This window comes from Microcoleus sp. T2B6, from assembly GCF_036700475.1.
Taxonomy (GTDB): Bacteria; Cyanobacteriota; Cyanobacteriia; order Cyanobacteriales; family Microcoleaceae; genus Microcoleus.
Window position 1 is genome coordinate 1 of the sequence record NZ_JAUBOZ010000015.1, and the last position, 14,124, is coordinate 14,124.

Annotated in this window: 13 protein-coding genes; 7 read left to right on the top strand and 6 right to left on the bottom strand. The window is 43.5% G+C overall.

The features are described from left to right. The first annotated feature begins 361 nt into the window (after positions 1-361). Both QUA00_RS09205 and QUA00_RS09210 read left to right on the top strand, forming a co-directional pair. On the top strand, positions 362-700 hold the full coding sequence (locus QUA00_RS09205) for a DUF3593 domain-containing protein (RefSeq protein WP_333141396.1): 339 nt from the start codon (positions 362-364) through the stop codon (positions 698-700). A gap of 325 nt (positions 701-1,025) precedes the next feature. After that, positions 1,026-3,116 carry a serine/threonine-protein kinase gene (locus QUA00_RS09210; RefSeq protein WP_333409415.1) on the top strand — a complete coding sequence of 697 codons (2,091 nt, stop codon included), beginning with the start codon at positions 1,026-1,028 and terminating at the stop codon, positions 3,114-3,116. Here QUA00_RS09210 and QUA00_RS09215 read toward each other — a convergent pair. The 3 genes from QUA00_RS09215 to QUA00_RS09225 are packed head-to-tail and all read right to left on the bottom strand — an operon-like array spanning position 3,093 to position 8,125. After that, entirely contained in the window at positions 3,093-4,691 is a 1,599-nt protein-coding gene (locus QUA00_RS09215; protein WP_333409416.1) for a helix-hairpin-helix domain-containing protein, read from the bottom strand. The two genes, QUA00_RS09210 and QUA00_RS09215, sit on opposite strands and share 24 nt — an antisense overlap. Next, entirely contained in the window at positions 4,675-5,463 is a 789-nt protein-coding gene (locus QUA00_RS09220; RefSeq protein ID WP_333409417.1) for an LAGLIDADG family homing endonuclease, read from the bottom strand. Before QUA00_RS09220 ends, QUA00_RS09215 begins: the two co-directional genes overlap by 17 nt. Before the next feature lies 1 nt (position 5,464). After that, positions 5,465-8,125, bottom strand: coding sequence for a DNA polymerase III subunit alpha (locus QUA00_RS09225; RefSeq protein ID WP_333409418.1), 2,661 nt, complete (start codon positions 8,123-8,125; stop codon positions 5,465-5,467). A gap of 260 nt (positions 8,126-8,385) precedes the next feature. Here QUA00_RS09225 and QUA00_RS09230 point away from each other — a divergent pair, with 260 nt between their 5' ends. Further along, a complete protein-coding gene (locus QUA00_RS09230) occupies positions 8,386-9,270 on the top strand; it encodes a DUF4037 domain-containing protein (protein ID WP_333409419.1) in 885 nt (294 codons plus the stop codon). A 52-nt stretch (positions 9,271-9,322) separates the two neighbouring features. Here QUA00_RS09230 and QUA00_RS09235 read toward each other — a convergent pair whose 3' ends face one another. Both QUA00_RS09235 and QUA00_RS09240 read right to left on the bottom strand, forming a co-directional pair. Then, positions 9,323-9,742, bottom strand: coding sequence for a lysozyme inhibitor LprI family protein (locus QUA00_RS09235; protein ID WP_333141384.1), 420 nt, complete (start codon positions 9,740-9,742; stop codon positions 9,323-9,325). Positions 9,743-9,758: 16 nt separating this feature from the next. Then, on the bottom strand, positions 9,759-10,073 hold the full coding sequence (locus tag QUA00_RS09240) for a DUF2499 domain-containing protein (RefSeq protein ID WP_006632397.1): 315 nt from the start codon (positions 10,071-10,073) through the stop codon (positions 9,759-9,761). A 406-nt stretch (positions 10,074-10,479) separates the two neighbouring features. Between QUA00_RS09240 and csaB the strand changes: the two genes are divergently transcribed. The 4 genes from csaB to trmB all read left to right on the top strand — a co-directional run bounded on the left by csaB (position 10,480) and on the right by trmB (position 13,962). Continuing rightward, on the top strand, positions 10,480-11,526 hold the full coding sequence (gene csaB, locus QUA00_RS09245) for a polysaccharide pyruvyl transferase CsaB (protein WP_333409420.1): 1,047 nt from the start codon (positions 10,480-10,482) through the stop codon (positions 11,524-11,526). A 13-nt stretch (positions 11,527-11,539) separates the two neighbouring features. Then, positions 11,540-12,355 carry a Uma2 family endonuclease gene (locus QUA00_RS09250; RefSeq protein ID WP_333409421.1) on the top strand — a complete coding sequence of 272 codons (816 nt, stop codon included), beginning with the start codon at positions 11,540-11,542 and terminating at the stop codon, positions 12,353-12,355. A 74-nt stretch (positions 12,356-12,429) separates the two neighbouring features. After that, positions 12,430-13,170, top strand: coding sequence for a Uma2 family endonuclease (locus tag QUA00_RS09255; protein ID WP_333409422.1), 741 nt, complete (start codon positions 12,430-12,432; stop codon positions 13,168-13,170). A 159-nt stretch (positions 13,171-13,329) separates the two neighbouring features. Next, entirely contained in the window at positions 13,330-13,962 is a 633-nt protein-coding gene (trmB, locus tag QUA00_RS09260) for a tRNA (guanosine(46)-N7)-methyltransferase TrmB (protein WP_333409423.1), read from the top strand. Here the strand turns inward: trmB and QUA00_RS09265 are convergent. Then, positions 13,913-14,124: hypothetical protein (locus QUA00_RS09265; protein ID WP_333409424.1), on the bottom strand; the 212-nt coding region annotated here is incomplete at its 5' end. The two genes, trmB and QUA00_RS09265, sit on opposite strands and share 50 nt — an antisense overlap.

Here is a 14,124-nt window from a genome sequence, read left to right on the forward strand (position 1 = left end):
TCATCTTTATTTAACGATTTTACTAGCTTTTTCATTTTATCTCTTTTTTGACACATTTGCCAAAGTGAGATGCACCCGACAATTAACAGACTGGCACGGTGAAAAATGTGTTATTCTAAAAACGGTGTTAGGGGAAAAGTTACGGGTTTTGTCTCCGCGTCGGTGAGGGGTTTTGAATACCGCCAACCTGCTGCGGCTTGGGTTAAGAGCTATGGTGTTGGGTGACGCTATAGCGGTTCGATTGGAACGGGTGCATCTGTCTAATTAAATATTAAAAACTAAACATTAAAAGTTAAAAATTATTCACACTAATTTTTGAGCTTTTAATTTATCATAGTATCTGGTCGCTCACCAATTACTAATGATTTCCAAAGAAACTTTATTTGTTCTGTCTCTATTTCCCTACTTGGGATTTCTCTGGTTTTTGACTCGATCGGGAAAAACACCCCGTTTAGCTCTGATGGGCTTTTACGGCACTCTCGTTTTTGTAGCGGTGACTATTCCCGCCGCAATTTACGCAAAAGTTGCCTACAACGAGTCACTAGCAAATGTCGATTGGCTGCACGGTTCTGCGGAACTATTCTTAACACTTGCCAATATTTTATTAGTTTTAGGCTTTAGAGAAGCGGTGATTAAAGCCAAAGCATCGTCACAGAAGGGCGACGAGGAGCAAGAGTGTCTTTTAGATGGGGGAGAATAGCCGGGATCACCTCAGTTTGGTATTTGCTCTCTGCAGAAATGCTCCAGAATAGCCGTAGTTAACAGTTAAGTGTTGACCTATCAGTTTGTGCTCCGCCAACCTGCAAAATTTTAGGAAAGCACTACAATATATGGAAACTCACATCAAGCACTTTTAGTGTCGTCACCTTGGTTTCTTGCCACGGGCTCAACCTGAGAGCCGAGATTTTGGGTTAAGAAAGCGAGTTTCTCAGGTATTATCGAGAATGGTGCTCTGGGCGTGAGTGGAAACAGACTACCATGTTGCTAAGTTTAGCAGTGGTGGGAATCTCCAGGCAGAAAAAAAGATGAGCTATTGTCTCAATCCCCATTGCCAAAAGCCGCAGAATCCTGACTCAACCAAGTTTTGTCTGGCGTGCGGCTCTAAATTGCTACTGAAAGAGCGTTATCGCGCCATTCAACCTATCGGTGAAGGAACATTTGGCAGAACTTTTTTAGCTGTCGATGAAGATAGGTTGAAAACTCCCTGCGCCATCAAACAATTTTTCCCCCAAGTACAAGAAAAAGCTGAATTAGAAAAGGCAACTGCACTGTTCAAACAAGAAGCTCACCGACTACACGAACTCGGAGAACACCCGCAAATTCCAAGTTTGCTGGCTTCTTTTGAACAAGCCAAACGTCTGTATCTTGTGGAAGAGTTAATCGATGGAAATAATTTGTTTCAGGAGTTGCAGCAGCGGGGAGCTTTTAGCGAGGAACAGATTTGGGAATTGTTGATCAATTTGTTGCCTGTTTTGCAATTTGTTCACGAGCAGCAGGTGATTCATCGGGATATTAAGCCGGAAAATATTCTGCGAAGAACTCCCCAAACCTTGTGGGCGGCGGCGGGATATGGCACCTCAACTCCTGGTAAAGGAAAAGGAGGGGCAAATTTACCTCCATCTTCTGGTGGTATGAAAGGGATAATTGTCGCTGAATCTCCTGCTGTAGAGGGCAAGGCCAGGGGGGGTCAGTTTGTGCTCGTAGATTTTGGAGTTGCTAAGCACATTACCGGCCTTTCTGAGGCGCAAACTGGAACGATAACTGGAACTGCTGGCTATGCGCCCATCGAACAAATTCGCAGCGGCAAGGCGTATCCGGCGAGCGACCTTTACAGTTTGGGCGTTACCTGCATTCACCTGCTAACAGGGGCGGTACTGAAGGATTTGTTCGATGCTTTGGAATGCAAATGGATTTGGCGATCGCACCTGGCGCAAAAAGGCATAAAAGTCAGCAAAAAATTAGCAACTATTTTGAATAAATTGCTCAAAGATTCGGTAAGAGAGCGATATCAATCCGCTGCTGAAGTCTTGCAAGACTTGGTAAATGTTGGGCAATATCCCCGCTCTCAAATCAGTTATAATTCGCCCACGAAAATAGCTATTAATTCGCCAGTAACTAACTCGCAGCCCCATAAAGCAACCGCCGTCTCAGCCGCGCCGCCCGCCAAGATTCATGTTGCGCCATCCGCTGGCAATCCGACATTTTTGTCGTCTAATAACTGGCGGTGCGATCGCATTCTCCACGGTCATTCAGCCTCGGTTAATGCTGTGGTTATTAATCCTCAAGGCAATATTCTCGCTAGCGCCAGCGATGATAAAACAATTAAGCTGTGGAACCTGCAAACAGGTGAATTCATCCATACTTTTTTCGGCCATTCCGCAACGGTTGATGCTGTGGCAATCAGCCCAGACGGGAGAATGATGGTTAGCGGCAGTTTTGACAGAAAAGTCATTGAGTGGAAGCTGGATAAAAAGGCGATGATTCGCGAATTTTACAGCGATTTGGGTTCGCCGTACAGTCACCGGTACGGCCCCGTGTACTCGGTGGCTTTTAGTTGCGACTCTGGAGCGATCGCGAGTGCCAGCGGCGACAAGAGTATTAAATTGTGGAACCAGCGCAACGGAGAATTGGTTCAAAAACTTTCGGGACATTCTGACAAGGTTTTATCTGTTAGTTTTCGGCCTCAAAGTATGATGCTTGCCAGCGGCAGTGCTGACACAACTATCAAGATGTGGCTGGTAGGTATTGGGGAGAGTGTACGGACTTTTGTCGGTCATTCAGATTGGGTTTATGCGATCGCATTTAGTCAAGACGGCAAGATGATGGTCAGTGGAAGTGCCGACGCTACTGTTAAATTGTGGAATGCCGATACAGGGGAATTGATTAATACTTTGAGGGGGCATTCTGATGCGGTGATTTCGGTGGCGATGAGTCCAGATCGCGAAACTATGGCTAGCGGCAGTCGAGATGGTACGGTTAAACTATGGAACCTGGAAACAGGAGAATGTTTGTGCTCTCTTGCTGGGTGCAATCCGGTGGCTTTTAGTCCTGACGGTCAAACTTTAGTCACCGGTGGGGATGGCGGCGAAGTGTTAGTTTGGCGGGCGTCTGTTTAGTTGGGCGAGATATGTGACATACTTGTGAAGGCGATCGGTGTCAGTGTCAAGTAAACGACTGGCCCAAGAATATACATTAAGTTGCGATCGCATTTCTCGAAATACCGCAGCATCTCCGCGAGTGTCTAGAGGAAAAACCCAAGCATCAAATTTAGCCGACTTGAGACGGCTAACAGTTCCCTCGCCATCTTGCACCCACAATTGACGGTTAATGCGAAAGGGTTGACAGGAATATTCACCGACAACAATTCCCCCCACAGAAACGCTAGCATCTTCTCCCCCATAGGAAAGTTCTTCCAAAAGGGCTTTAAGGTCATTGAGTTTTTCCCCGTATTGTACTTGCTGCAGTGTCAGCTTGACAATCACCATTTCTAAAACTTCCACAGGTTTTGTCGATCGTACAACGTTGACTGGTTCCGCCGGCCAATGGTTATTTATTTCCGGTTCCGCCTTCTCGATTTCCTCTGCAACCTGTACTGTTTCAACGGGCTTTGCAGTGTCTACAATTATCTGAATTTCCTCCCCATCTTTCTCAATTTTTCCACTAATCAGTAAGATCGCATTCTCTACAATGTAAGGTTTCACTTGTTCGTAAGCCTTGGGGAACACCACAGCTTTTATTTGAGCGGTCAAATCTTCTAATTGCAAAATTGCCATCGCCTCGCCTTTTTTTGTCACTACCATTTTGATAGCGCTGAGCATGACAATAACTGATACTTTCCCCTTTTTATCTGCTAACTGTTCGAGAGTCACAACATCGGGGTCTTCGTTTACTTGCATGAGAAACTTTAGGGGATGTTCTGACACATAAAAGCCAAGCAGTTCTTTTTCTAAACGCAATTTCTCCTGTTTTTCATAATCTTTTATTAATTTAGATTTGGGCGCGGACTCATAGGTATTGACTGACTTCCCGAAGCTATTCGCACCTAACAAGTCAAAAAGATTGCCTTGGCCGCTTTCTCGGTCTCTTTTGCGCTCTTGCGCCCATTTCATCACTCCTTCGAGGTCGTTTACTAATTGCTTGCGGTTGTTTTCAATTTTATCAAAAGCACCGCATTGAATTAATGCTTCTAAAGCGCGGCGGTTGACAGAATGGAGATTTACGCGATCGCACAAATCAGCCAACGATTTAAACTTACCCCCTTCCTGCCGCGCCGCCAAAATATTTTCAATTGCCGCTTCTCCCACATTTTTAACAGCAGAAATTCCAAACAAAATTTTATCTTTTGCAGAGCCAGTCATCTGTTTCGGCATCGGTGTAAAAGTAAGTTCCGAGCTATTAACATCTGGCGGCTCAACCTCAATACCCAGCTTGAGACAATTGGCAATATATTTCTGTACTTTATCCTGATCGCCCCTGTTAGCCGTCAGCAGTGCCGCCATGTATTCGAGAGGATAATTCGCCTTTAAATAGGCAGTTTGATACGTGATATACGCATAGGCCATTGAATGGGATTTATTAAAGCAGTTAGATGCCACCAAACTATTTTCTAGGATAAAGTTATGTTCTCGTTCAACGCCTATGTCATAGACTTCTTGAGTTCCTAGTGATTTTCGACTAATAATTTTTACCATGTTTGTAACTCCTGAGAATAGCCTCTATTTTAGTTTTCTTTCGTTGCAATCCCAAGCGGGGATATTGATACACCAAATCATAGAATGCTTGTATATTTTTTCGACTAAAGATTCTCCAATAATAAACTTTTTTTAATTGATGCTCTTGTACAGAACCCATCCCTAGGTGCATTGCTAGTTCGCGGGCAAATTCAAAGGAACAAACAATGCAGACTAAACCGCCACTTCTACCTTTGTTTGCATAAGCACAACCGTCACCGTCAAAATAGCCTAACACATAAGACCCTAAATATTTTAAGTTAGGGAAATAGGTAACTTCCGAAAAAGTTCTTCCTGTTATGATGCCGTAGCCCTGTAAAGAGCTTGCCAGCTTTTCAGAAGAAAAATTTATTCGGTAGTGAGGAGCATAATTTTGAGGCTGAATAACTCTAATTTCACCAGAGTATTGTAGCTCTATGCTGAGCATTTCTGTAAGTTCTTTGTCAATAGATTCAAAAGCTACATAATTAGTTTGAGTAACGCAGCCATCAGCAGCTATCAATCCTAATAAATAAGCTTTAGCTTGAGAGTCAATTACATCAAAATAGCTCTCATTTAAAGTATAGCGGTTTCGCCGCTTAGTATTAATGTCGGCTTCTTTTAAAACCCTTGAAACTGCTCTTTCACTCACACCAAGGTAGTTAGGAATGTCTCGACACTCCATGCCCTGATTAAAAGCAGAAATGATTTGTTCCTTGTGTTCCGATTTTAGCTGCCTATAGTCGAGATACATTTTATATATCTGAGCTAGAGTTGATTTGTTTTAAGTCTAATCCTTGTTCAAAGATTTCGTCAATGGGCAGCATTTGACCGCCAACAGTCATAAACTTGTGATCTTTTGTGGCGCGAATTATCGAGCCATCTTCCAGGCAATACTCAAAGACCTCCTGCTGCCCCCGGCGATGCCACTGTGCAATTGACTGTGTATAAATATAACCGTTGCTATCAACACTATAAACAGTACATTCAATTTTTTCCTCAACAATTTTGCCAATAGCCATCGGCCCATATTCCACTGTCAATATCTTCGTGTCATAGCTCAAGCAATACTCTGCAAATTGTAGCATCTGCGCGAACAACTTTTCAGCAATTCTTTGACTGACTCCATTCTTAGTTGCGCCGTCGATAAACGTTTCTTTTTGCTTCTGCATTTCATCAGCTTTCTTCTTGCCCATTGCGCGGCGCAGCAAGTCAGCTTGCCCCAAAGAATAGCCCGCCAAATCTTGAGCCATCCGCATAATTTGCTCTTGAAAGCAAAGCGTTCCGTAAGTCTCTTTTAAAATCGGTTCTAATAGCGGATGATCGTACTCAACTGTTTTACCGTGCTTGCAGTCAATAAACTGAGGAATCAAACCTGCATCCAGCGGCCCAGGTCGGTAAAGTGCCAAAATAGAAGAAATATCATCCAGACAGGAAGGTTTGAGTTTTTTCACTACATCCAGCATTCCAGAGGATTCTAACTGAAAAATACCTTCTAAATCTCCTCTTTCTAAAAGTCTATAAGTTTTATCTACATCATCGGGTAACTTTTTGATTCTGCCAAAAGTCTCTTGAGCTCTGCGCTCAATATCAGAAGGTAGCATTTCTGGATCGACACTTAGATTTTGGGTTTGCTTAATATAATCAACAGTTTTCTGGAGGGTTGTTAAATTTTTCAATCCCAAAAAGTCCATTTTCAGCAGCCCCAAAAACTCCAAATCTTCCATGAAATATTGGGTAATCACAGCCCCCTCATTATTCTTTTGCAGCGGTACAAGTTCATCCAACGGCTCTGAGGAAATTACCACACCTGCCGCGTGAACCCCATAGGTTTTGTTGGTTCCTTCAATGCGAATTGCCATGTCAATCCACTGACGAACGGGGACTTCAGTACCAGTTTCTGCATTTATGCAAATTGTATTTTCATAGTTGTCTTTAAATTCCTGTGCAGGTGTTTCATTGGAAATCATCACTTTAAGTTTTTCCGGCTTTCCCCTGGACACGGGAATTAATTTTGCCATTTCGTCGGCTTTTTTGTAGGGAATACCTAACACCCTCCCAACATCTTTCAATACAGCTTTTGATGTCATTCTGTTGAAAGTAATAATTTGCGCTACGCGGTCGCTACCATATTTTTCCGTAACGTATTTAATCATGTCGTCCCGCCTTTCTATGCAGAAATCGCTATCAATATCTGGCATGGATTTCCGTTCGGGATTGAGAAATCGCTCGAATAGTAGTCCGTGATGTACGGGGTCTATATTGGTGATTTTGAGGACGTAGGCCACTAGAGAACCTGCGGCCGAACCGCGTCCCGGCCCTACTGGAATATCGTTGTCTCTCGCATATTTTATGTAGTCCCAAACTACTAAAAAGTATTCTGAAAAGCCCATCTGCTGAAGCATTTTCAGTTCGTATTCTAGTCTTTGTTTGTAGACTGGGGGGATTTCATTTCTGGTGCGGGCTTTGAGGCGTTCTAACAGTCCCAGCCAGGATATTTCTTCTACATAAGTATCGGCTGTATGTTCTGGGGGAATTGGAATTGTGGGAATCCGAGCTTCTCCTGTGAGCTCGTATCTCGATACTTTATTTGCGACTTCTAAAGTGGTTTCGATCGCCTCTTTGATTGTTTCATCATCCAAATGATCTCGAAACAGTTGCGCCATCTCCTCTGCGGACTTAAGATATTCAGTACCGCTGTAGCGCATCCGCTTGTCTTCTTCAATCAGTTTGTTGGTGTTAATGCACAGTAAAGCATCGTGTGCTTCTACGTCGTTGCAGGAAATATAGTGAGAATCATTGGTGGCAATTATTTTAATCTTCAGTTCGCGGGCAATTTTAACGATTTCAACATTAACAATCCGGTCTTCCGGGGAACCGTGGTCTTGAATTTCTAAATAGTAATCTTCCCCAAATACTTCTTTATACCATGTGGCTACTTCACGGGCAGTATCTAGCTTGTTTTGCAGAATCATTTGGGGAACTTCCCCGCCCAAACAAGCACTGGTAACAATTAAACCTTCGGAGTATTGTTTTAGTAGTTCTTTGTTGATGCAAGGTCGGGCAAAAATACCTCTTTCTGGCATTCCCTTTAAGTGGGAAATTGTGGTTAGTTTGACGAGGTTTTTATAACCTTGGGTATTTTTAGCTAAAACAACTTGATGGTATTTTCTTCTACCTCGAACTTTTACTTCTATGTCGCCGTTGACGACATACATTTCATTGCCAATAATCGGCTTGATATTTTTATTTCGGCAAACTTTGATTAGCTCGATCGCCCCGTACATCACCCCGTGGTCTGTAAGGGCGATCGCGGGCATCCCCAATTCCACCGCCCGTTCTGCGAGCTGTTGTAGCTGAGAAGCCCCATCTAGTAAGCTATAATCGCTGTGAATGTGCAAACCAACGAAGGACATAGGGATTTTAGATTTTAGATTTTAGATTTTAGATTCTACACTATCCGCGTGTCAAAGGGTAAAATAAAAAAACAAATTTTTATGTTACTTTTGAGATAATTTTGGTGGGGATACGATGTCGCAACGCATCAGTTCGCCTCCGCCGTATTTGTTAACAATTATCAATTGTTGAGTTACGAGTTCAAAGTTATGCGTTAAAATATTGAGTGCTAGAGTTAAGCATTAGCTGGAATTTTTTAAGTGCCAAGCAAGGTAATTAAATGCTGCACAATTATCAATTAGCTCTCGAAGAAATTCCCCCACTGGCTCAAACTATTGGGGAGCATTTTAGCAGTTTGCCTCAAGTTGTAGCCGTCGTTTTAGCAGGTTCTCGAACAACTATAGTTACGGATGAGTCGTCTGATTTTGATTTCTACGTATATGTTAAAGAGGAAATTCCTGTTGACATACGGGAGGCGATAGCGAGACAATTTTCCGATCGCATCGCCATCAACAATCAATTTTGGGAACCCGGTGACGAGTGGATAGATATTAACACTGGTTGCGGTATAGATATTATGTACCGCAAGCCCGAATGGATCGAAGAAGAACTCGATCGCATCCTGGTCAAACATCAAGCATCAGTAGGTTATTCAACCTGTTTTTGGTGGAACGTTCTCACCTCATTATCATTGTATGACAGAGACGGTTGGTTTCAGCAATTGCAAGCCAATGTGGATCGACCTTATCCCGAACAACTCCGTCAAGCAATAATTGCCAAAAATTATCCGATTTTGCGCCACCAGATTTTTTCATTTCGCCACCAGCTAGAATCCGCTGTTTTGCGCCGTGATTCAGTAAGTATTGTCCATCGAACAGCCGCTTTTTTAGGCAGTTATTTTGATATTGTTTTTGCTGTTAATTCTATCCCTCATCCGGGCGAAAAGCGTCTGGTAGAAAGGGCAACAGCTTTGTGTTCAAAATTGCCGGAAGATTTGGAAAACCAGATTCACAGTCTAACTAATTCTATTTCGTTACCTGCAGGCGATCGCCAAATTTTACATTGTCTTGATGGACTGGTGGACAGTCTCGATGGATTGTTGATTGAGGCAGGTTTAATTGCTACTAATTCTTTCGCTAACGAGGTAAGTGCCAAAAAACCATAGTTCCATATCCTAGGGTTAGCACTGTGTAGACCCCTAAATATCGATCGAGCTTTTACAAATTTGCTTGTTTCAAATAACCTTCCAAATCTTTAATCCGTTCTTGCGTCACTCTGGCCCTGCAATAACCGTAGGTAGAAGCCGCCAAACTACCGCCTTCAAACTGCCCTTTTGCATACTCACAATTTTCATCTCGAAATTTAATCCAAGTACGCTGTGCCGCAGTCAACCTCTGCTTTTGTCTACTGCTGATTTTTGCTTGCAGTTGCTGATAGACTTGATTGAGCTTTTTGTCGGCCGCCTCAAACTCTTGACTAGAACACATATTCATGTCTAGCGTGGTTTGAGGACTTTTGCAGTTAGGTTGTTGGGCGACTTGTACGGGAATGTTGCTCGCTTGGCTGGGAAGCAATAATCCGGCTGTCAACAACAGCAAACTTGCGACAAATTTTACCCAAATAGTGCTATTTTTCACTTAGTTTCTCCTTTTTTTAATCTTTAATTTTCTCTGCTGGCTGAGCCGATCGCCAAATCCACCAAGCTGCAGCCCACAAAGTAAAATTGCCAATGAGAGTCATCGCCGCTTGTAGGGTAACAATCCATTCTAGGGCTGGGGAGTTGTCAAAATAGTGCCATGTACAGGCACACATAGCGCTGACAAGAGCGGGCAGCATTGCGGCGGAAAGGGCCCACCAAGCTCGGTTTTGAGTGACTTCGCCGTAAGTCCAAATTAACCAGATGGCGGCAATCCACTCGACGACGCTAGAGACGTGAATAATCCAGGTGGGAATTGACAAAGCGTGCATTTTTTGTATTGTGAACGAAGATGAAAGATTTATCGATCGGGACTTACGCAACTGTCATATAAAATATGATGAGTCAGTCGATTTTAGATTTTAGATTTTAGATTTTAGATTTACTCCACAGATGAATCTTGGAGCTTGAGCTTTGGTCTAAAATTTTAGGAGCATCGACGACTTAAGTCGGGGCTTGTACCTGTTTTTGGGCTGGTCATATAATTTTAGATTAGCGATTCGAGATTTTATTAGATTTGCGATTTGAGCTGACTGATGACGTAAAGCCTTGAAGCTTGATGACAGTAGCATTTTTTTGGTAGTAGGAGCAAATCTCAAATATCAAAAAAATCTAAAATCTAAAATCTAAAATCTAAAATCGTTAGATTCCCCATCACAAACAAATAAAAGAGTAGAAATGCGAGCAATTTTGTGCGGCTATTACGGTAAAGGCAACGGCGGCGACGAGGCGCTGTTGGCATCGCTACTGCAAATGTTACCAGATGGCGTGACGCCGATCGTCCTGTCTGGCAATCCTGTCGAGACCAATCAGCGGTACGGGGTAGCTGCGCGCGATCGCATGAATGCCTTTCAAGTTATCGAAGCACTCCGCACCTCCGACGCCCTAATCTGGGGCGGCGGTAGTTTAATCCAAGACGCTACTAGCATTGTGAGCCCTTTCTATTATGGGGGTTTAATGGGATTAGCGCAGCAGATGGGCTTAAAAACTGTTGCTTGGGCCCAGGGAATTGGGCCTTTGAAGCGCGAAATGACTCGCAAGTTATCTCAGCGCTGTTTTGCTGGATGCACCGGCGTCAGCGTGCGGGATAAAGGTTCAGCTACTTTACTTGCAGATTGGCAAATTCCCTTTACTTTAGCGCCCGATCCCGTGTGGGCTTTGGAGAATTCCCCCGTGTCGGGTTTGTGGGATTTACCTGCGCCCAGAGTGGCTGTTTGTTTGCGTTCTCACTCTACACTAACTCCCGCCCGTTTGTCAATCTTAACTCAAGCTTTAGTTGACTTTCAAAAAGCAACTCGCACCTTAATTTTGCTGCTGCCTTTTCAAGCGTCTCACGACTTAGAAATTGCCCAACATTTGCACGAAGCCCTGCCCAAAACGAGCCGCATCCTCAGTTTAGACGACCCCAGAAAATTGAAAGGAGTATTCCGGGGAGTCGAAATGGCGATCGGGATGCGCTACCACAGTTTAATTATGGCAGCATCCGAAGAATGCCGCTGTTTTGCCCTCAGCTACGATCCGAAAGTCAGTCAATTGATGGATGAGTTAGAAATGCCGGGATACTTATTATCAGAATTGCCAGACGATCCTTATTTAATCAGCAAAATCTGGATCGAACACTATGCTAACGGCCACGCCTTATCGCCAGACAGGATAAAATTTATAGTAGAGCGATCGCTCTTTCACCGCGAAGTATTGCGAGCCGCGCTCCAGCAGTCTCCGTAAGAGGTAAAATACCGTGACAGCCAGTACAGCCGACTTAAAAATTACCTGGGAAAAATTGCCAGACGACTTCATTTTAGATGAGGAACCTGTGGCAAATATCGACCAGCCCTTGCTCGCTGCAGCGTTGCGGGAAATCTTAGAAATCGCAGGGCTAATTGTAACAGGAATATTAGTTGCCCCAAACATGGGAATTTGTGCGACAGTAGACAGCAAGCTAGTTATCAAAGCTCCAGATTGGTTTTATGCCCGCAACGTCCAGCCGCTGGAAAATCAAGAAATTCGCCGCAGTTACACTCCCAACTTAGAAGGGGAAATTCCGGCGATCGTGATGGAATTTTTATCAGCTACTGCCAACGATGAATATTCTCGAAAAAAAACTTATCCCCCCGGCAAATGGTTTTTTTACGAGCAAATATTGCGAGTGCCAGTCTATGCACTTTTTGAACCAGCCGCCGGAGTGTTAGAAGTCTACCATTTGGATTCATCAGGAAAGTATGAAGTACAACCACCCGATGCTTTCGGCCGTTATTGGATTTCTGGAGTTGGATTATTTCTAGGTGTTTGGTATGGCACAAAAGCCGAAAGAACCGGATATTGGTTGCGGTGGTGGGATGAAAGTTCAGAGATGTTATTGTGGGGTGCAGAAATGGTAGAAAGAGAACGGCAGGAAAGGGCTATCGCTCAACAACAAGCCGAACAAGAACGGCAGGAAAGGGCTATCGCTCAACAACAAGCCGAACAAGAAAGGGAACGGGCCGAACAAGAACGAGAACGATCGTCCATATTGGCCGCACAATTAAGAGCATTAGGCATTGAACCAGAAGCTTAAAAAATAGGCGATGCTATTCTAGCGAAAATCATTGCCAGCAGTTCTACCGCATTCTTAGTAAGAGGTAAAATACCATGACATTCAATCCAATTCAATTCAAAATATCCTGGGAAAAATTGCCAAAAGATTTCATTTTAGACGAGCACCCCCTGCAAGATATCGACCAGCCTTTGCTCGCCGCCGCCTTACGGGAAAGCTTAGAAATTGCGGGGCTAATTTTGGAGGGAACATTAGTTGCGCCTCATCTGGCGATTTGTGTAAATTTCAACGATAAGCTAGTTATAAAAACTCCCGATCTGTTTTATGCCACCAACGTACACCCCCTTCCCGATCGAGAAATTCGTCGCAGTTATACCCCCAACCTAGAAGGAGACATTCCGGCAATTGTCATGGACTTTTTGCCAGAGAATCCTCCTAGTTATCAGGATGAATATTCTGCAAAACAAACTTATCTCCCCGGAAAATGGCATTTTTACGAACAAATATTACAAGCTCCAATCTATGTAATTTTTGAACCTGCGATCGGAGATTTAATAGTATATCATTTGAATTCATCAGCACAGTATGAAAAACAGCAAGCCGATGCAAACAATCGTTATTGGATTGCCGGACTTGGGTTATTTCTGGGTGTTTGGCAGGGAACAAAAGCCGAAAGAACGGGATATTGGTTGCGGTGGTGGAATGAAAGCGGAGAGATGTTATTGTGGGGAGCAGAAATGGTAGAAAGGGAACGGCAGGAAAAAGCAAATGTTCAACAGCGAGCCGATCGACTAGCCGCGCAATTAAGAGCAGCAGGCATTGAACCCGAAGCCTAATGCAATAATGAGCAATTTAAAATTGTCCCTCTGCAATTTAATATTGCTCATTAATTAAAAAGTATTGAACCACCTCGCAAAAATCAATATTTATCTGCGTTAATCCACGTTCATCTGCATTCATCTGCGGTTAAAAATTACATTCAGGAGACAGCAAAATTGGCAAGAGTAAGAGTGCGGGAACACGTCAATCCCCTATCAATTAAATATCAAGCATCTGCAAGTCCCCCGGATTGGACTAAAATCTATTCCGACTTAAATTTACCGCTGCATTTAGATATTGGCTGCGGCAGAGGACGGTTTTTGTGGCACATGGCGCAAATCCAAACAGACTGGAACTTTCTCGGATTAGAAATTCGCGAACCTCTGGTAGAAGAGGCGAATCTTTGGCGCGACGAAAAAGGCTTGACAAATTTGCACTATTTGTTTTGCAATGCGAATAGTTCCCTGAAGCCCATTTTAGAAACTTTACCCGCAGGTATTTTGCAGCACGTTAGCATTCAATTTCCCGATCCGTGGTTCAAGAAAAAGCACCACAAACGGCGGGTGGTGCAGCAGGAATTAGTTAATGAATTGGCAACTTATCTGGCAATTGGCGGTGAAGTTTTTATCCAGTCAGATATTGAGGAAGTAGAAAGAGAAATGTGCGATCGCTTTTCATCTAACCCCAGTTTTAAACGTCAAAACGGCGACAACTGGCTAGCAGAAAATCCCCTACCTGTGGCTACTGAAAGAGAAATTGCTACTTTGAAACGGGGCGAACCAGTTTATCGAGCACTCTATCAAAAATAATGCTTGCTTTGGCAAACTCACCTTTGTCATAAATGTTATAACTTACATCTTGCACCTTGGTTAGGAACAGGCAAGATGCCTGTTCCACAAAACTTAATTTTCTTGTGGAACGGGCATCTTGTCCGTTAGGAACAGGCAAGATGCCTGTTCCACAAAACTTAA

Coding starts and splice junctions, on each gene's coding strand:
- QUA00_RS09215 (WP_333409416.1), bottom strand. CDS start 4,691: ATGGTAAAAATTATTAGTCGAAAATCACTAGGAACTCAAGAAGTCTAT.
- csaB (WP_333409420.1), top strand. CDS start 10,480: ATGCGAGCAATTTTGTGCGGCTATTACGGTAAAGGCAACGGCGGCGAC.
- QUA00_RS09220 (WP_333409417.1), bottom strand. CDS start 5,463: ATGTATCTCGACTATAGGCAGCTAAAATCGGAACACAAGGAACAAATC.
- QUA00_RS09230 (WP_333409419.1), top strand. CDS start 8,386: ATGCTGCACAATTATCAATTAGCTCTCGAAGAAATTCCCCCACTGGCT.
- QUA00_RS09255 (WP_333409422.1), top strand. CDS start 12,430: ATGACATTCAATCCAATTCAATTCAAAATATCCTGGGAAAAATTGCCA.
- QUA00_RS09205 (WP_333141396.1), top strand. CDS start 362: ATGATTTCCAAAGAAACTTTATTTGTTCTGTCTCTATTTCCCTACTTG.
- QUA00_RS09225 (WP_333409418.1), bottom strand. CDS start 8,125: ATGTCCTTCGTTGGTTTGCACATTCACAGCGATTATAGCTTACTAGAT.
- QUA00_RS09240 (WP_006632397.1), bottom strand. CDS start 10,073: ATGCACGCTTTGTCAATTCCCACCTGGATTATTCACGTCTCTAGCGTC.
- QUA00_RS09210 (WP_333409415.1), top strand. CDS start 1,026: ATGAGCTATTGTCTCAATCCCCATTGCCAAAAGCCGCAGAATCCTGAC.